Annotated in this window: 16 protein-coding genes and 1 tRNA gene; 8 read left to right on the top strand and 9 right to left on the bottom strand. The window is 43.2% G+C overall.

The features are described from left to right. Positions 1 to 36: 36 nt before the first annotated feature. Complete coding sequence (locus B0B12_RS13110) at positions 37 to 582, top strand: REP-associated tyrosine transposase (protein WP_076669474.1); 546 nt, start codon at positions 37 to 39, stop codon at positions 580 to 582. A gap of 248 nt (positions 583 to 830) precedes the next feature. Further along, on the top strand, positions 831 to 1,157 hold the full coding sequence (gene trxA / locus B0B12_RS13105; RefSeq protein ID WP_076669473.1) for a thioredoxin: 327 nt from the start codon (positions 831 to 833) through the stop codon (positions 1,155 to 1,157). A 59-nt stretch (positions 1,158 to 1,216) separates the two neighbouring features. On the opposite strand, the gene B0B12_RS13100 is transcribed toward trxA, so the two are convergent. Both B0B12_RS13100 and B0B12_RS13095 read right to left on the bottom strand, forming a co-directional pair. Next, positions 1,217 to 1,714, bottom strand: a complete 498-nt coding sequence (locus B0B12_RS13100; protein ID WP_076669471.1) for a DUF421 domain-containing protein — start codon at positions 1,712 to 1,714, stop codon at positions 1,217 to 1,219. Between the two features lie 41 nt (positions 1,715 to 1,755). Then, complete coding sequence (locus B0B12_RS13095) at positions 1,756 to 3,684, bottom strand: hypothetical protein (protein WP_076669469.1); 1,929 nt, start codon at positions 3,682 to 3,684, stop codon at positions 1,756 to 1,758. A gap of 146 nt (positions 3,685 to 3,830) precedes the next feature. Between B0B12_RS13095 and B0B12_RS13090 the strand changes: the two genes are divergently transcribed. The 3 genes from B0B12_RS13090 (at position 3,831) to B0B12_RS13080 (ending at position 5,727) form a co-directional block, all read left to right on the top strand. Next, the gene (locus B0B12_RS13090) at positions 3,831 to 4,223 is read left to right on the top strand and encodes a DUF5329 family protein (RefSeq protein ID WP_076669468.1); all 393 of its coding nucleotides are present in this window, start codon (positions 3,831 to 3,833) and stop codon (positions 4,221 to 4,223) included. Positions 4,224 to 4,327: 104 nt separating this feature from the next. Then, the gene (locus B0B12_RS13085; RefSeq protein ID WP_076669466.1) at positions 4,328 to 4,693 is read left to right on the top strand and encodes a SpoIIAA family protein; all 366 of its coding nucleotides are present in this window, start codon (positions 4,328 to 4,330) and stop codon (positions 4,691 to 4,693) included. Positions 4,694 to 5,010: 317 nt separating this feature from the next. Next, positions 5,011 to 5,727: an OmpA/MotB family protein gene (locus B0B12_RS13080; protein WP_076669464.1), complete on the top strand. Its 717-nt coding sequence runs from the start codon at positions 5,011 to 5,013 to the stop codon at positions 5,725 to 5,727. 89 nt (positions 5,728 to 5,816) lie between these two features. On the opposite strand, the gene B0B12_RS13075 is transcribed toward B0B12_RS13080, so the two are convergent. Then, positions 5,817 to 6,341 (bottom strand): hypothetical protein, encoded by a 525-nt coding sequence (locus tag B0B12_RS13075; RefSeq protein WP_076669462.1) that lies wholly within the window; start codon positions 6,339 to 6,341, stop codon positions 5,817 to 5,819. A gap of 74 nt (positions 6,342 to 6,415) precedes the next feature. Next, the gene (locus B0B12_RS13070; RefSeq protein WP_076669461.1) at positions 6,416 to 7,555 is read right to left on the bottom strand and encodes a cystathionine gamma-synthase; all 1,140 of its coding nucleotides are present in this window, start codon (positions 7,553 to 7,555) and stop codon (positions 6,416 to 6,418) included. A gap of 186 nt (positions 7,556 to 7,741) precedes the next feature. Here B0B12_RS13070 and B0B12_RS13065 point away from each other — a divergent pair, with 186 nt between their 5' ends. Together B0B12_RS13065 and B0B12_RS13060 are read left to right on the top strand one after the other, a co-directional pair. Next, the gene (locus B0B12_RS13065) at positions 7,742 to 8,461 is read left to right on the top strand and encodes a TVP38/TMEM64 family protein (protein ID WP_076669459.1); all 720 of its coding nucleotides are present in this window, start codon (positions 7,742 to 7,744) and stop codon (positions 8,459 to 8,461) included. Positions 8,462 to 8,531: 70 nt separating this feature from the next. Continuing rightward, positions 8,532 to 8,605 (top strand) — tRNA-Arg (locus tag B0B12_RS13060). Positions 8,606 to 8,967: 362 nt separating this feature from the next. Here B0B12_RS13060 and B0B12_RS13055 read toward each other — a convergent pair. Next, positions 8,968 to 9,363 carry a hypothetical protein gene (locus tag B0B12_RS13055; protein ID WP_076669458.1) on the bottom strand — a complete coding sequence of 132 codons (396 nt, stop codon included), beginning with the start codon at positions 9,361 to 9,363 and terminating at the stop codon, positions 8,968 to 8,970. Positions 9,364 to 9,456: 93 nt separating this feature from the next. Here B0B12_RS13055 and B0B12_RS13050 point away from each other — a divergent pair, with 93 nt between their 5' ends. Then, positions 9,457 to 9,693 carry a helix-turn-helix domain-containing protein gene (locus tag B0B12_RS13050; RefSeq protein WP_076669456.1) on the top strand — a complete coding sequence of 79 codons (237 nt, stop codon included), beginning with the start codon at positions 9,457 to 9,459 and terminating at the stop codon, positions 9,691 to 9,693. 356 nt (positions 9,694 to 10,049) lie between these two features. On the opposite strand, the gene B0B12_RS13040 is transcribed toward B0B12_RS13050, so the two are convergent. The 4 genes from B0B12_RS13040 to B0B12_RS13025 form a co-directional block, all read right to left on the bottom strand. Then, positions 10,050 to 10,652, bottom strand: coding sequence for a hypothetical protein (locus B0B12_RS13040; RefSeq protein WP_170871863.1), 603 nt, complete (start codon positions 10,650 to 10,652; stop codon positions 10,050 to 10,052). A gap of 234 nt (positions 10,653 to 10,886) precedes the next feature. Next, positions 10,887 to 11,219: a helix-turn-helix domain-containing protein gene (locus B0B12_RS13035; RefSeq protein ID WP_076669451.1), complete on the bottom strand. Its 333-nt coding sequence runs from the start codon at positions 11,217 to 11,219 to the stop codon at positions 10,887 to 10,889. Between the two features lie 170 nt (positions 11,220 to 11,389). Then, positions 11,390 to 12,742: a tyrosine-type recombinase/integrase gene (locus B0B12_RS13030; protein ID WP_076669450.1), complete on the bottom strand. Its 1,353-nt coding sequence runs from the start codon at positions 12,740 to 12,742 to the stop codon at positions 11,390 to 11,392. Positions 12,743 to 13,038: 296 nt separating this feature from the next. Further along, positions 13,039 to 16,197 carry an Eco57I restriction-modification methylase domain-containing protein gene (locus B0B12_RS13025; RefSeq protein WP_170871862.1) on the bottom strand — a complete coding sequence of 1,053 codons (3,159 nt, stop codon included), beginning with the start codon at positions 16,195 to 16,197 and terminating at the stop codon, positions 13,039 to 13,041. Positions 16,198 to 16,354 lie beyond the last annotated feature (157 nt).

Below are 16,354 nucleotides of genomic sequence, written 5' to 3'. Positions count from 1 at the left end.
GAAACAGCTATTAGCAAAAGAAAGTAAAGCTATGGCATGGGACTTAAGAACAGAATTGTAGCAGATGGCTTATACTTTCTGACAATGACAGTAGTGGACTGGGTAGACATTTTCACACGCCCAACTTACAAGCACATCATTGTTGATGCTTTGAAATTCTGCCAGCAGAAGAAAGGATTGAAACTTTATGCTTGGGTGTTGATGAGTAACCATCTACACTTAATTGCAGCTGCTGAGGATGGTAAAATCTTGTCAGACGTTCTTAGAGATTTCAAACAGTATACCAGCCGGAAAATAATAGCCACCATCCAATCAGAACCAGAAAGCCGAAGACAGTGGCTGCTCCACCGTTTTGAGTTCAATGCAAAACCGAACCCCAAGGTACGGCATTATAAAGTCTGGCAGGATGGCAACGAGGCGAAGGAAATTCATAGTAACACATTTCTAGACCAAAAACTGGAATACATCCACCAGAACCCGGTACGGGCAGAGTGGGTAGATGAACCAGAGCACTACAAGTATAGCTCCGCAGCAAACTATGCTGAGTTGCCTGGATTGCTGCCAATTGAGTTTCCAGATTAGCATCAATACCTCTCCCTACCACTCTACTCCCTCCCTATGCCAATGAAACTTAATCCTACAACATTTGTTTATACAAATAAATATACCCCGGGCTTGTAAATCCGTATGTATAAGTTCTAAATTTGCAACGGGTTTTGCCCGGTAGTAGGACAGCTTGTCAGGCGAGATCAGTTTGGGCTCAAATTTGACAAGCTATAAAATGTTACTATATTTAAAACACAGAATTTAACCAACAAAACGTTAAAGTTATGGCTAACAAAGCATTAGAAATCACTGACGCTAATTTTGATGAGATCATCAATTCAGATAAACCTGTACTGGTAGACTTTTGGGCAGAGTGGTGCGGTCCGTGCCGCATGGTGGGCCCAATCGTGGAAGAACTGGCTGGCGAGTATGAAGGCAAAGCCGTGATCGGCAAAGTGGACGTAGATGCCAACCCACAGACTTCTGCCAAGTTCGGTATCCGCAGCATCCCGACGCTGCTCGTTTTCAAAAACGGACAAGTAGTGGACAAGCAAGTGGGCGCTGTTCCTAAAAACGTACTGGCTGGTAAGCTGGACGCCCAGATGGCCTAAGCACTGCCTGAGATCTTTTAAATGCGAAAGCCTTTCCGTAACTGGAAAGGCTTTCGCATTTATGAATCTTTCTTCACGATGCTGATTTCCCCGCTCCGCTCCAGGTAGGCCGTCTTTACTTCTCTTACCGAAGTCACGCCACCATTTCGCAGCGCTTCGTTTAGGTCATTTTCAGTCAGGTTATGCTTTCTAAGTTCGTCTTCTTTAAGCTCCCCGTCCCTAATCAGGCAGACAGGATTTCCTTTAATGAAGGGGCCTACAAAGCCTTCGGTATTATAAGCCAGAAAAGCCAGGAAGCGGTGTAGCAGAACTAGGACCAGTGCAGCGGCCAGTGTAGGCCAGAAAGGGGAGTTACCAGTAATAGCGCGGCTCAGGACCGAACCGTAGATGATTCCCAGCACAATATCGAAAGCGGTCTGCTTGCCGAAAATGCGCTTGTTGCCGATCCGCATAATGATCAAGGCGACAATAAACACCAGCACCGCCCGGATGGACATTTGCCACCATGTGAGCGAGTCGGAATCTATGCCTAAGATCGAATCCAGAAAGTCTGCCATACCTTCCCAACGCGTATAATCGTGGGAATGTTATGAGCCTGTTACTGGCACTCGCAGAGCTTTTTATCTAATTCGCAAAGCACGGCGTAGTGCTGCTCCACTTCCTTCATCAGGGTGGTGAGTTGTTTGTTATAAGCCTGCACCTGCTGCAGACGCGGACTTTCCGGTGCATTTTTGGCGAGCGTGTCGAGTTCCTTGATCGTCGCGGCAAAGGCACTGCTCTTCTCGCTCAGCTTGGCGTAGTACTGATTCATGCCATTTTCCGCGCTGGCCACAGCCACGGCCTGCAGGTTATTGTCGAAGCACAGCTGCCAGCGCAGGTGGCGCAGCACATGCTGTTCGGCGGCACTCTGCAGCTTGCCCATTTCCTTAGACTCTTCTTTCAGCCTGGAGTTTTCGAGGCGCTTGTTATACTCGTTCACCGCATCGCGCACTTTGTCGCGGCAGCTCAGGCAGTTGCTTGTATTGGCTTTGTCCTGCAGGGCGTTGCGCACCGACAGGGTTTCGTCAGAGGCCTGCACCTCAGCCAGCTTCTTCACCTCTTTCTCAAACACCTCCCGGTATTGCATGTCCTCCAGCCTTTTGGTCAGGCGCACAATCGCTTCCCCCTCCACTGAGGCCGACAGGAAATCTGCACGCGGCAGCTCCACCGATGACAGCTTGGCCAGCGCCGCTTCGCGCTTGGCCGGTGTATCCCACGCCTTTGGACTGTTCTCCAGTTCCTGCAGCGTGTTCACCAGCACCTTGGCGTTTTTCAGGTTGTGGTCGGCGTCCAGGTATAGGTCGGCATTGGCGAGTATGGACTCGTACTCCGGCCGGAAGATGTTCTTATACGTGCTGTTTTTGTCAAACTCCTTTTCGCGGGCCTCGAAGGCAGTCTTCAGGCGCTTGTACTCCTGCATAATCCCGAACAGGTTTTTGGCATTCACCTCCAGAGAATTGTTACGGTAGTTGAGTCGGTAAGCGTTCAGGTTTTGCTTCATCTCCGCGAAAATGCGCAGGAACTCCACGTACAGTTTCTCCTGACGATAGGTCTCGTCGTTCATCAGCTTGGTGTCGTAGGCCGTCTGGATCTTCTGCTTGCGCTTCTCGATCAGGTCCATCGTCACTTCATCGCCTGTCAGCACATCTACTTTGTAGAGCGACTTGTAGTTGGCCACCACAATGTAAGGGTACTCCTTATAGCCGATGGCCTCTTCCATCTGCTTGCGGTCCAGCTTGTTCGAGTTCTTGCTGAGATAGTCGGCCAGCTTGGCTGGTTTCAGCGTCACGGTTTTCACACTGCCCGGCACGAACACATATACCTTCACCGAGTGCAGACGCGTGTCGAAATTCTGCCCTTCGTAGAGTCGAATGGTGGAGCTGAACTTGTATTCCTTCTTCTTGGCGCGTGAATTGAGCAGGTTGCCGAACTCCCCCACCAGCGACATCACCGCCACCGAAGGGTTAGTCAGGTTCGAGAGGCTCACCAGTTGGCTAGCCACGAGGTTAAACACCTGGTCACCGTCCTGGTTCGTAACCGCTTTGGCGTTGATAGTCGCGTCGATGCTGTTCTGCGCCGAGGTGAGCGGCATTTTATCGATGATGCGCACGACCTCCAGGTGGTCGCTCACCTGGGTGTGGTACTCTTTTTTATCGGTGTTGATGTGGAAGTTAAAGAGCGGGTATACGATCTGGTCGTTGCCGAAGAGCTTCAGGTTTTTGAGCTGCGCCGTGATGAAGAGGTACTCCAGCTCGTAGGCATAATTCTTCTTGCTCTTCTTCTTCACCCCCGACTCCAGCTCGTTGAGCACACGGTTAAACTGGCCGCCATTGTAGAGGTAGATGTCGGTGGAGAGGTATTGCCATTCGTCCGAAAATTCAAATTTATCGTTGTAACTGTAACCCAGTCTGGTCTCGATGTTCTGCTGGGCAAAGGCCTGCTGGCTTAGGAACAGGGCCATCGCAAAAAGGGAGAAAATTTTCTTCATAAAATACGTATAGCCGTTACAGCGGCAGATTTGTGTGAAGCTTTTGCTTCTGAACCTAACGCTACGTCTTGAAATTAAGTGCCTTACCGGATTGCAAAATTACGTTTCCGGACAGATTTTTTTAAAATAAAACGCGTACAAAAACCATGTTCAGAATACTATTTGCGACAGTCGTTATCCTACTATTCCAAACTACCCTACAACCTGCCGTTGCGCAGGGTTCCTACGAGCAAAGCAGTCTGCCTGAAACGCTGTCGGAAGACCAGAAAGTTCAGAAGCTGATCGAGTACATCCGCTCCCTTGAGGGTGCCACTTTTATCCGGAATGAGAGCGAGTTTGCCCCTGAGAAGGCCGCGGAACACCTGCACTCGAAGTGGAAAAAGCACGCTTCCAAGATCAAGACAGCTGAGGGATTTGTCACAGAACTGGCCTCCCAGTCATCGTCTGGCACGCCTTACAGCATCCGCTTTGCCGACGGCACCACCAGCACCACGCGCGACGTGCTGCTCCGCCGGCTGAGCACACTGGTTAGTCAATAGCGCCAAAAACTGTACAATAACAGGTATAAGTATAGCAGAAGCCGAATACTATACTGGAACGTAGGCATCGTCGTTACGTATCTATGACGACAAGCCTAATCCCCATGCTACAGTTACTTGAAGAGTCGCGAGATGAGCTGGTTGCCTTCAGACTGGCAGGCAGCGTAGACCGGCATGACTACGACGTAATGTTGCCGATACTGGAAGAAAAAATTAAACAGCATGGCAAAATTCGGGTATATGCCGAGCTACACGAGGCCGAAGAGATTGCGCTGCAGGCACTCTGGGAAGACTTAAGATTTGACTTCCGCCACGCAAGTGACTTTAGCAGGGTAGCGCTCGTCGGCAACCGCCATTGGCTGGACTGGTTTACCGTTATGGCCAGCCCTTTCACTACGGCAAAGGTAAAGTACTTTGAACCAACCGACCGCGACAAGGCACTGGACTGGGTGCGATCGGAGGACGAATAAAAATCAAGCAGCAGTGCAGCGTTCCCGTCCTTCCGCTTTTCCAAAGCATTCCATTCAGACCAAACAAAACCAGCCGGTTTTCCTGTCTATTGAATCCCGGCCAGCCTTTTCTTCCGCCTGTCTGTTACAATACCCAAAATATGTATATCTTCGGCTATACCTAAATATAGTTCTAGCATAATATTTGCTTATAGACCAGCATTGCTTAGGGTACGGAATTGGGCCAGTTTATACTTTATAAGCGTCAACCTTCGTTCTGTTCCATAATTGCCAGTAAAACCGATTGCAAACATCTGATCAATTTATACCTTACACACATGAAATCTAATTTCACGAAAGCATCGTTGTCACTGCTTCTATGTGGCGCCCTTATGTCATCTTGCGTTTCCTCTAAAAAGTACGACGAGCTGAAAGCCAGCAAAGAGGCCCTTGAACGCGAACAGGCTGCCAGCCGCGAAAAGGAGAAAGAAATGAGCAATACGCTGCGCGCGCGTGAGCAGAAACTGGCTGAGCTGGAGCGCGCCATGAACGACCAGAAGAAGATTCTGGATAACCTTCGCAATGAGGTGACCGGTGCCCTCGCCGGCTTCAACCAGGGCGATCTGAGCGTGAACATCAAAGACGGCAAGGTATACGTGTCCATGTCTGACAAGCTTCTGTTTGCCACAGGCAGCACCAAAGTAAACAACACTGGCAAGCAGGCCCTCGACCAGTTGGTTGACGTGCTGAAGAAAAACCAGAGCGTGGGCGTGATGGTAGAAGGCCACACCGATGACGTGGAGGTACGACCAGGCACGAAGGACATCGCCGACAACTGGGACCTGAGCGTGCTGCGCGCCACGGAGATCACCCGCCTGATGGCACAGCGTGGCCTGTCGCCAGACCGCATCACCCCGGCCGGACGCGCCTTCTTCCAACCAGTGGATACAGGCCGCACACCTACCGCCAAAGCTAAAAACCGCCGTACAGAAATCATCCTGACACCTGACTTCACGGAGATCTATAAAATCCTGGGCATCCAGTCGATGAAGTAGTTTCTATACCTTATGCAATAGAAAAGGCCGCTGCTCCAACCGAGTGGCGGCCTTTTTTATACCTATTGAGATGTGCTATACCTGCTGAGTCAACCTGCTATACCTTTGCCCAAGGCCTTGGCCTGCTCTATGGCCTGCAACAGTTCGCTGGCCCGGTGCGAGCCGATCAGGATCGGCTGCTGGTTGTAGAAGCGCAGCAACACCCCTTCCCTACCCGATGTGCTGTAGGCCTTGCCATTCGCTCCCCAGCGTATGCCCCAGCCACCGTACTCGTGGATCGGGTTGTAGGTCACCTTCTCAAAATCGCGTAGGGTATGCAAAGGTATGCGTACCGGTTTCAGGTGGAAAGGGCGGAAACGCACCTGCAGCACCCCCGGCATGACCTCCGTGGTCAGCGTCACCCAATAAAAAAAGAAGGGAAGCCCAAAGCCGATCAGGGCGGCAATGATACTCAGCGGCACGTCCGACACAGGCCGGTTGCCGAAAGTGCCGCCCAGCAAAACCTGGTACACAAAGCCTGCCATCATGGTAGCCGCCAGCCCCAGCAACAGCGCCCACAGCCAGAACTGCGTGAACCGTTGCTTTTCCCTGAACAAGATGCGTTGCTCTTCCATCTATAACCTATACCTGACAAAAATAGCCGCCCCACTTGTGAGCGGAGCGGCTATACCTTATTTCGTTGTTCTGATCACCCAATAGCCTGCTCCAGGTCAGCCAGCAGGTCTTCGATGTCTTCTATACCTACGCTCAGTCGGATCAGCGAATCGCTCAGACCGGCCTTCAGGCGTTCTTCGCTTGGTATGCTGGCGTGTGTCATCGAGGCCGGGTGCCCGCAAAGCGACTCCACACCGCCCAGCGACTCGGCCAAAGAAAAGTACTTGAAGCGTTCCAGCGTAGTGATGGCCTCCTCCATTCTATCGCCCTTCAGCACAAACGACACCATGCCACCATATGAGCGCATCTGTTCTTTGGCTATACGATGACCCGGATGATCTTCCAGGCCTGGCCAGAACACCTTCTCTACTTTGTCGTGGTTCTTGAGGTACTGGGCTACGGCACGGCCGTTTTCGCAGTGGCGCTCCATGCGGATGTGCAGCGTTTTGAGGCCACGCAGCACCAGGAAGCAGTCCTGCGGGCCAGGCGTGCCGCCGCAAGCGTTCTGGATGAAGGCCAGTCGCTCATGCAAGGCATCGTCCTTCACAATCACGGCGCCCATCACCACGTCCGAGTGACCGGCCATGTACTTGGTGAGCGAGTGCATGACGATGTCCGCGCCCAGATCGAGCGGGGTCTGCAAAAACGGCGTGGCAAAAGTATTGTCGGCTACCAGCAGCAGGTTGTGCTTCTTGGCAATGGCCGCGCAGCCTTTGATGTCGATGATGTTGAGCAGCGGATTGGTCGGCGTCTCTACCCAGATCATGCGGGTGTTCTCGTTTACTAGCGCCTCCACTTTGCTCAGGTCGCTCATGTCGGTGAAGTGAAACTTGAGGCCATAGTTCTGGAAAATCTTGGTGAAGATGCGGTAGCTGCCGCCATACAGGTCGTTGGTAGAAATCACCTCATCGCCCGGCTTCAGCATTTTGATGATGGCGTCGATGGCGGCCATACCTGAAGAGAAGCACAGGCCGTGCTTGCCATTCTCGAGCACTGCCAAGGCGTTTTGCAGAGCGGTGCGGGTTGGGTTATGCGTGCGCGAGTATTCGTAGCCCTTGTGGTCGCCCGGTGAGCGCTGCACATAGGTAGAGGTCTGGTAGATGGGCGTCATGATCGCGCCAGTGCTTGGGTCCGGCTCCACGCCAGCATGTATAGCTTTTGTTCCGAATTTCATGTTGTCTGGTTTAGGGATAAACGGTTTAGTGCAAGTTAACAAATCTATCTTTCAGGGGTTGAATGAATCAGGATGTTCCTTGCAGGTGAGCGTGCGGCATAATATTTCAGTGGTCGTACCGCAATCTACGTATACCTGCAGCAAACATTTGCCCGCAATACCTATCTTTGACTTAAAACGCCTTCTATGCTTAAACTGTCCATGCTGCGGACTTTTATACGTGAAAACGCGCCTTCGTTTGTTTCCATGCTCCTGCTGGTCATTGTACCATTGGTAGTGAGTTCCTCGGCTGCCGTATACCTGTACCAAAACGAGACCCTGCTGCAGGACCTGAGCTGGCCTCAGATGCTACTATACTTTGTTGTGATCTCCTTTACCATGTCGCTGGCCCTCACCCCAACCACCTTCGTGGCGTTGGTAAGCGGTTTCTATCTGGGCTGGCCTGGCTTTGCGGGAGTGGTCGTGTCTTACGGCATTGCGTCAATCATCGGCTATACCTTAGCCCGCCTCATCGATCATGGTAAAATGATGTCTTTCCTGAATCGTTTTGAGAAGACGATGTACCTGATGCAGGAGCTACGCAATCAGAGCTGGAGCCTGATCTTCCTGACCCGCATTTCGCCGGTGCTGCCCTTCGCGCTGATGAACTTTGTCCTCTCGCTGCTGCAGGTCGACAAGGTAAAATTCTTTCTGGCGAGCATTGTGGGTATGCTGCCCCGCACCCTTTTCTTCTTCTGGGTGGGCACGCAGGCCAACGACGTCATAAAATTGCTGCAGGACCCCGGCAGCAACAAGGGCAGTCAGCTGCTCATGATCGCGCTGGTAATCATATCGATAGGCGGTTTGTACTTTATTTTTGACCATGCCCTGAAGCGGGCGCTGCGCAAAGCGACGGCAAAAAATTGAGAAAAATTCACTTTAGGGCTTGCATTGCAAGAAAAAAGAGCGTTACTTTGCATCACCATAACGGAAAAATGGTCACGTAGCTCAACTGGATAGAGCATCTGACTACGAATCAGAAGGTTAGGGGTTCGACTCCCTTCGCGACCACATCACTTTAAGATAAGAGCTTCTAAATCAAGTATTTAGAAGCTCTTTTTCATTTCCGCGGTACACTATACGGTACACTCGACTTAAAATTTCGATTTTCTTATTAAGATCAACTGGTAAGTCATTCTCTATTCGCTTGTCATTATTGAGTTGCTATCTAAACAAAAAGAGCAGCTACCTTCATTTGGCGCTGCTCTTCATATCTCAGTTGAATCACTCTTTATTTAAAAGTATTTAACCTATTAAAGTTGGTAGTTGGTTGTAGTATAGTTCTCCTAATGCCTTAGATACACTCTCCCGCTACATTTCTTGTATTGGTATTGTACTTAGCCGCTTCTTCTCCCTCTATCGTTAGTTTTAAGTCAATCATTCGTATATATATCCACTATATTAAAACCATAGTGGACTTTGTCTCCTGACTTAAAACTTATCATTGGATACTCACCCTCCGAATCTTTTCCAATATACTCTATTAAGCCTGGTATTTTCTTCCCGTCCCTAGCTAGATATAAAACCCAGTAAGCTATAACTTTCTCTTCCTTGAAGCTTTTACTTGTAACTATATCAAATGCCATTTCATCTCTTCCCATAGAAATCTTTATTTTCCCCTTTGTAAAGCTAATCATAGCTTTATCATCAATCCGCTCTTTGTCTATAAAGTCGAGATAGTAATCAGACACATAATACATTGTTTTTTGCGCACTTGCTGTCCCAATAACAAAAATTGTAAACAGCATCATTAGTATAAGCTTTCTCATATCAGAATATTTTTTCCATAAATATAATATAAGCTATACAATATAACACATATATGTGTTAACAAAACTTCTGTAATCTCTCCTTCTTGCTTTGTGACTAGAGTAAGAGATGAGTTTATTATTAAGTCTGTTGGAGAGAATATCCGCCAGATTAGAATTTCTAAGAGCTTATCTCAAGAAGAAGTCGCTTATGAAGCTGATATTCCTGTTAATCAAATTGGAAGAATTGAGCGAGGAGAAATTAACCCTACCATCAGTACCCTCTATGTTATTTCTAAAGCTCTCTCTACATCCTTAGCCTCTCTCGTTACAGTAGTAGAGCAACCCTAATCCCTTACTTACTGTTAGACTACTTTTTTAGCGTTTCTGAGCTATTTAAGACTTCAGCTTGAGAAGAACATCGTTTAACTTTCTTCGCTTGTTTTAAGGCCGCTAAAATTGCGTTAAAATGTATTGTTTGTTCCTCTCTTATAATCAATACCTTCTTTACTATTCGATTGCTATTGATTACTATCTTATCCCCCTCCAATAATCGCTTATCTATTCTGTTATTGTTCTTGTCTCCTTTCTTAATCCTTATTCTCTCCCCTATTTCAACCCTTCGCACATCCTTTTATCAAAGCTTTTCAAACCATTTTAACAAACATTTCTATCCTTAACACAAACATTTCTATCCTTAACATACACTACCTTAAAAATTGACTGGGTAATGTGTACTGTAAGTTTGCATCAAGAGATGACTTAAGCTCACTAAATATTACCTTGCTTTCTTCTTTTACTTTCTTACTCTTTTGCTTCTCAGGATTAGCAGACATTATTAAATCATACAAGTAATAAGTGCTGTTAACGTAAAAGCTTTCCTTGAGCAACTCTGAAACTAGAGGCTCGTGTTTCAGATGATTTCTGAAAAGATCTGAAGCATGGATACCTAGTTCAGGTTTACCTATAAGCCTCGTCTCGATGCGCACATATTCCTCCTTATTATAAAACAATACTACTCTACCTGAATCAGCTAGTCTTTTTGCTGTATGATAGTAAACTCCATTTCTTTTTAAAGTAGAGCTTTTAAAATATGGAGGCTGCCTTAAGTGCTCTGCAAATGCCTTAGCCTTGATTGAGCTAAGAATATTGTTAGTCACATCGAGTCTTGAAGTGCCAAACTCAGAGAAATCAAGTCCTAACAACTCTGACATCACATCCACAGCTTCAATTGCTTCATTAATACCAGCCAGCTCCAGATTATTACCGCCAAACAAGAGCTTTGGAAAACTAAAAGATACACAAGTCATACCGTTAGGAAACGATAAACGTATATCTGCATTATTGTGACTGTATTTATAGCTTTTATTGCGCTTAAATTCTCTATTTAACCTTAGGCTTAACCGCCTACTATGATCTTCTCTCTGAAACGCTTTGAGCGTATCGTACCCGTATTTATACATACACAGTGAGTGGCATCAGCAGCATTTAAGCCACTGATGCACTTTTACAGTTCTAAAAATGATTGATTGGAGAAAGAGATATTAGTAAGGACGCTTACCTATTTCTCTCTGATTCAAAAATGCTTCTAGCTGCACTGCTGTGTATAAGCACTTTCTTCCTGCTTGCATTGGTACAAGTAAACCCCGTTTCTTCCAGTTGTGTAAAGTAGTAGGTGATACGCAAAGCTTATCCGCTGCTTCTTGTCTCGAATAGATTTTATCCTGGTTAATAGCACCTTCTATTGTACTTCGCAGCTGTGGTAGAAGCTTTTGAAGCTCAGCAGAAACTTGATTTGAGATAATCGTTGAGAGTTCTTCTAAACTTAGTTGTACTAGTTGTAATGTTGCTGTGTTTAACTGTTGCTGAACAGACATAATTTTTGATTTTTATTGTCAGCGTTGCTGAGGCACTTACCTACAGCTGAAATGCAGCCTTTCGCCACATCTCTGTACAGTCTTTTTAGGCTATTCAGCCTTTGTTACGATCTCACTCTACAGCTAAATATCCTATAGCTGTTTACTATGTATTAAGCAGATAAGTAGTACTAAGCTACTTTCATTACTGTAGACTTGTCAGCGCATTTCTTGAATGCATCAGCTTTGTCTTTTGAATTTGAAAAATCTATATATCGTTGAAATGATTTGTAATCTGTATGTCCTGAGCATTCCATTACCAGTTGTATTGATAACCCTGCTTTAAGTGCTCTTGTAATAAATGTCCGTCTCATACAATGTGATGTGAGCATCTGCCATTTCGGTAAAACATCGACAATAACTTCTCTACCTCCCTTCGTCTTTGTTTTATTAGTTTTATCTGTAATCTGAGCTCTTCTACCTATTACTTTAATCAGCTTATTAAAATCCTGTTGTGATATTTTTGGAAGCAAATTTTCATTTTGTCCCTCGTATTTTTTAATAACAGCTAATGCTTCATTATCGAAAATGGGTACTGAAAGTGATTTTGAACGGTGTTTTATCGTTTTCTCGGGTATGTACTCAATGAAACTATCACCCCCCTTATAAACTATGTTTTTTTGCTTTAAAGCTAGTAAATCAGACACCCTAGCTCCTACCGCAATACCAAGAACAAAAATTTCTCTCACCTGCTGCAGTTTTTCGTCGTCTCCTAGATTTACATCTAATAGTTGCTTGTACTCGTCATCATTTAAAGTAATAATCTGTTCCTTCTCGGCTTTCATCACTTTAAACCTTTTATACGCTGTATTACTATGCAGTCCTTCTTGCTCTGCCCAGCTAAGAAATGCTTTTAAGTTTTTTACTGTACAGCCTATTGTACTATCATCAAGTCCTACAATCGTTTTATCTTTCTTAGTGTAGAAGTATTCGTATGTAAAGTAGCTTACAAAATCATTATAAAAATCTTTTGTCATTGAGTCAAAAGTTAATTCTGCCCTTCTGACGTTCTGGTAAATTTCCAGATGCTTTACTGCACATATATACTTTGTTACTGTTGATTTCTTTATTCTCTCTCTCGGAGATGCTGTAAGATGTTTTGCTTCTGTATAATCTTGCTTTAAGTAATCAAAGAATGTTTTTTCCTTAGTGCTTTTGTTTAAGTGTCGTTGTACCTGATCTCTGAACTGCTGGCGCGTTAAACTGATCCCCTTTGTTTTGTTCTGGATATATAATCCTTCAATTTCTTTTGCTAAATGTTCTAGATGTTCGTTGTGGTGGACTTTTAAAGACTGTGGTTTGAACCTTTGCCTTTTCTCGTCCCATTCTGACCCGGTCGCATGGATCTTAGTACCATAAACAAATGGCTGCCCCTCATACCGCATTCTTAATTCTATAGTAGTTCTTATGCTTTGCTTAGCTTTCTTAGTAAGTGTTGTACCACCTTTGCTTGCTTTTCCTTTGAGATAAAAATTGATGTTCATAATATATATATCTAGTGTTACAGTTACTACGACCTCCTTTTAAATTCTGTTCGATTCCCATTTTCCCTAATTACTCTTCTTTAAATAATTGCTTTTATATCTTATAAAGAGTTAAAATCACCCTTAAAGACACTCATTTTTGCTCTTATTTAACCCTATTGAGTAAGTCAAAGCAACTATCCCTTTAAAATTTAAGAAGCTAACATCTTAGATATAAATTATTATTAACCAGACTATTGCGAACAAAAAAAAGCCTACCCCAATTATGAGATAGGCTTTCAATATATATTTTACTATTACTTTACGCTTACTTCTGGAAGTAACTTTTCTTCATTGATAGGGAACAAAGCATTTTCGATTATACTTCTCTCACTATCTGTTAAATTATACAGTTTATACACTTGTTCATCTATCTTACTTTCAACTATACCTATTGTTGAAAGCAATTCTTGAGCTTCTTTTTGCTGTGAATCAAAATAAGATAACCACTGAGACTTTTGACTAAGTGTTAACTTCTTATTCAGCCTTGTTAGCTCAGATATAAACTCCTTATTATCAATACCATACCATTTAAATAACTTATTACTTATTTTAATTGCAAGTTCAGAATTCAATAAGTTCAAAAAGTTATTACTTAGGATAGAAAGCTCATTGTTTTTTTCAAGTGCTACTTTAGTATTATCAGCAATATCCTTTTTAGTTTTATGCTTACCTTCTACTATTCTTAAAGTTCTGACATCAGTTAGTGTGAGTTGTGAAAAGTCATCCTTTGAAGCAGTTGTTGAACCCTTCGTAAGTATGAAAGATATTAATGCAGAGTTTAACCACCCAAGAATATAATAAATATCTTCATCCTCAGTCGTTAACTTAATATTATATATATCCTTCTTATTGACAAATTCATCTTCTGCATAAGTTGCCATTAATCTAAATTGCCTATTAATTAGTCTCCTAATTAAAATTCTTTCGCCTGTGAAATAGCTGTAGTCACTAGGTTTTTCTCGAAGATTATCTCCATATTTTATCCAGCTAAAGTTTCTATCAAGCATATATCTGTAGACATTGCCAGACAAATACTTTTTGTACCCTTGTACATATGACTGCGAAACATCTGTTGGAGCTGGCAATACCCCTCTTATTGAATTAGATATTTCAGATAAAGTCCTTTTATTCTGGTTTATCTTATTTATTAACTCATAATAAGATGGATTAAATACAAGCTTCTTACTAGCTAAAGATTGCCAGTAACTATTTTTCAACTTCTTATATTCTATATTAGCTAGAGATAGATTATTAATTTTTGCTCGCTCATTGAACTCATATACACTGGATGTATAAACCTTATTAGAACCTTTCTTAATCACGTAAATACCAGTGTCAACATATGCATCTTCGAATGCATCATATGGAAGTTTAATTCCTATCAAAAGCTCGCCTTCTGCTTCAATTAGATCTCTGCTTTTTTGAAATGCCTCGTTACTCTGCCAAGACACTGGAATAATGTACCCAAAGATGCCTTTTGGCTTTAATAGCTCAATTGCTTTCTCTAGAAATACAGAATATATTTCTATATTCTTACTTACCCAATTATATCTATTCTGAATATAAGACCTTTCGGAAACATTAAGCTTAGCTCCATAAGGAGGATTCCCTACAATTACATCAAATCCTCCACCATTGAATACATCTGGAAAGCTTTCCTGCCAATTAAAAGCTTTACTTACAGCAACTGTTGAATCTTCAATAATTGAGTTACCACATTTTATGTTTGCATCAAGTGTAGTAAGTTCTTTTCCTTTATTTGCTGTCTTAAGCCAAAGACTAAGTTTTGTTATCTCAACACTTTCTTCATTTAGATCTACCCCAAATATGTTTTCCGTTAAGATATGTTTATCCAAATCAAAAGCTTCGAATTGACCTGCTCGTAATCTTGCTAATTCTTTATTAACTCTTTGCCCCTCTTGAAACAGATAATCATATACTTGATTAAGAAACGCACCAGAACCACAAGCAGGATCTAAAACTTTTATGTTTATGAGCTTTTCTCTGTATGCTTCCCAAGCAATAATATGTTTTTCTATATTCTTATTCGTTACAAGTTTCTGTTTTTTATCAAATTTAATACTCTGATAATCAACCTCATTCAATTCTGGTAAATTACTAAACCCAATTTCGTACTGCTGTTCTTGTAACCAACCTCCTATGGATTCTCTTACAATGAAATGTGTGATGTAGTCTGGTGTGTAGAAAATGCCATCTGTCTTCCGTTTACCCTGAGATTCATCAAAACTTTCGCCCTTAATTTCTGCTTTTAACTCTTCAATGTCTGAAACACTTTGTTCAAATATATGTCCAAGTATATTGACATTTAAGTCTGACGAGAAATTATATGTTTCTAAATTAATTACATACTCAAGCGTACTATCCTTAACTTGTAAGCTATCTAGTACAGAGTCTTGTGCAAATAGACCTCCGTTAAATTTGTTTATATTCTCTTCAGGATAACCTTCATCTATAGCTTTAAAAAGCCCTTTAACGCTCTCGTAAATCTTTGTATCGTTACGATTAAATTTGTCTTCTTTGACAGCTTTTAATAAGCTTCTGAAAGTATATTTAGGAATGATATTCAAGTCTTCACAAAAGCACACAAACGTAACCCTATCAAGCAGTTTTTGTGTTTTTTGCAGTATAACTAATCCGTCGACATCAGGATTCTGCTCTTGCAAGTGATGATACAAATCAACGCGAGCCTTTTTATAGTGTTTATAAAATTTATCACTTATATTTTGCTCTTCTGCTTGCCTTTCCTTGTATAGTAAATTTGTTATCGAATCTCCAGATTTAGTAAGTAGCCTGTCTTTATGCAATAGAAACATAAAGCGAAGAAGTTCTTTCTCTTCTAGAAGCCTCAATATTTCAAACTTTTCATATCTACTCTGATCTGAAGAATGATAAAGGCGTATTTCTGTAAAATTACTTACGATTACCCAATTACAATGGCCCCCGGATTTGGACACATAACTAAATGCTTGTTCTACAGGGCTTCTCTTATCATTTAATCTATTCTGAGGCTTATCTAGATCTGTACGAGCGTCCTTCAACTCAATTACAGTTCGTACGTCCGCCTTGATTTCATTTCCAAATAACCAGAAGTATCCTAATGCTCCATCAGCTTTTGTACCATCAATATTTGATTTTTTCTCTATACTAAGATTCCACAGTGTTTCATCAGACTTGTATGGATAATCGAGTACCTCACCGAAGAAAGTGTTCAAAAACTCTGCTTTAAGTTCTTCTTCCTTTTGTCTCACTATTCTTCCACTTCTGATCCCCTTTTGCCACTTATCAATTTCATCTAGTTTCTTACTTAAATCTGGATATTGACTTAAGTGAAAATTCGCAGTTTTTGAGTCGAGATAAGTCTGAGAAAATATAGGATTGTAGAGCTGAGCCATATTGAGCATAAATAGATTGACAAGAATCAAATCTAAGAATTTAGTGCTTATTATATATATATTTTACTAGTTATTAGAACGGTTTATTCTTAAGGCTGAAATTATAAACCAAAACATTTATTTAAATTTATAAGCTCTAATACCTTCCTCCTATTAA

Source organism: Pontibacter indicus (assembly GCF_900156345.1).
Lineage (GTDB): Bacteria > Bacteroidota > Bacteroidia > Cytophagales > Hymenobacteraceae > Pontibacter > Pontibacter indicus.
Note: the sequence above shows the minus strand (reverse complement) of the source record. Positions and strands in the feature narration are given on the sequence as shown.

Excerpts from the sequence above, each read along its gene's own strand:
- B0B12_RS13110 (WP_076669474.1), top strand. The coding sequence starts at position 37 with ATGGGACTTAAGAACAGAATTGTAGCAGATGGCTTATACTTTCTGACA.
- trxA (WP_076669473.1), top strand. The coding sequence starts at position 831 with ATGGCTAACAAAGCATTAGAAATCACTGACGCTAATTTTGATGAGATC.
- B0B12_RS13100 (WP_076669471.1), bottom strand. The coding sequence starts at position 1,714 with ATGGCAGACTTTCTGGATTCGATCTTAGGCATAGATTCCGACTCGCTC.
- B0B12_RS13095 (WP_076669469.1), bottom strand. The coding sequence starts at position 3,684 with ATGAAGAAAATTTTCTCCCTTTTTGCGATGGCCCTGTTCCTAAGCCAG.
- B0B12_RS13090 (WP_076669468.1), top strand. The coding sequence starts at position 3,831 with ATGTTCAGAATACTATTTGCGACAGTCGTTATCCTACTATTCCAAACT.
- B0B12_RS13085 (WP_076669466.1), top strand. The coding sequence starts at position 4,328 with ATGCTACAGTTACTTGAAGAGTCGCGAGATGAGCTGGTTGCCTTCAGA.
- B0B12_RS13080 (WP_076669464.1), top strand. The coding sequence starts at position 5,011 with ATGAAATCTAATTTCACGAAAGCATCGTTGTCACTGCTTCTATGTGGC.
- B0B12_RS13075 (WP_076669462.1), bottom strand. The coding sequence starts at position 6,341 with ATGGAAGAGCAACGCATCTTGTTCAGGGAAAAGCAACGGTTCACGCAG.
- B0B12_RS13070 (WP_076669461.1), bottom strand. The coding sequence starts at position 7,555 with ATGAAATTCGGAACAAAAGCTATACATGCTGGCGTGGAGCCGGACCCA.
- B0B12_RS13065 (WP_076669459.1), top strand. The coding sequence starts at position 7,742 with ATGCTTAAACTGTCCATGCTGCGGACTTTTATACGTGAAAACGCGCCT.
- B0B12_RS13055 (WP_076669458.1), bottom strand. The coding sequence starts at position 9,363 with ATGAGAAAGCTTATACTAATGATGCTGTTTACAATTTTTGTTATTGGG.
- B0B12_RS13040 (WP_170871863.1), bottom strand. The coding sequence starts at position 10,652 with ATGACTTGTGTATCTTTTAGTTTTCCAAAGCTCTTGTTTGGCGGTAAT.
- B0B12_RS13035 (WP_076669451.1), bottom strand. The coding sequence starts at position 11,219 with ATGTCTGTTCAGCAACAGTTAAACACAGCAACATTACAACTAGTACAA.
- B0B12_RS13030 (WP_076669450.1), bottom strand. The coding sequence starts at position 12,742 with ATGAACATCAATTTTTATCTCAAAGGAAAAGCAAGCAAAGGTGGTACA.
- B0B12_RS13025 (WP_170871862.1), bottom strand. The coding sequence starts at position 16,197 with ATGGCTCAGCTCTACAATCCTATATTTTCTCAGACTTATCTCGACTCA.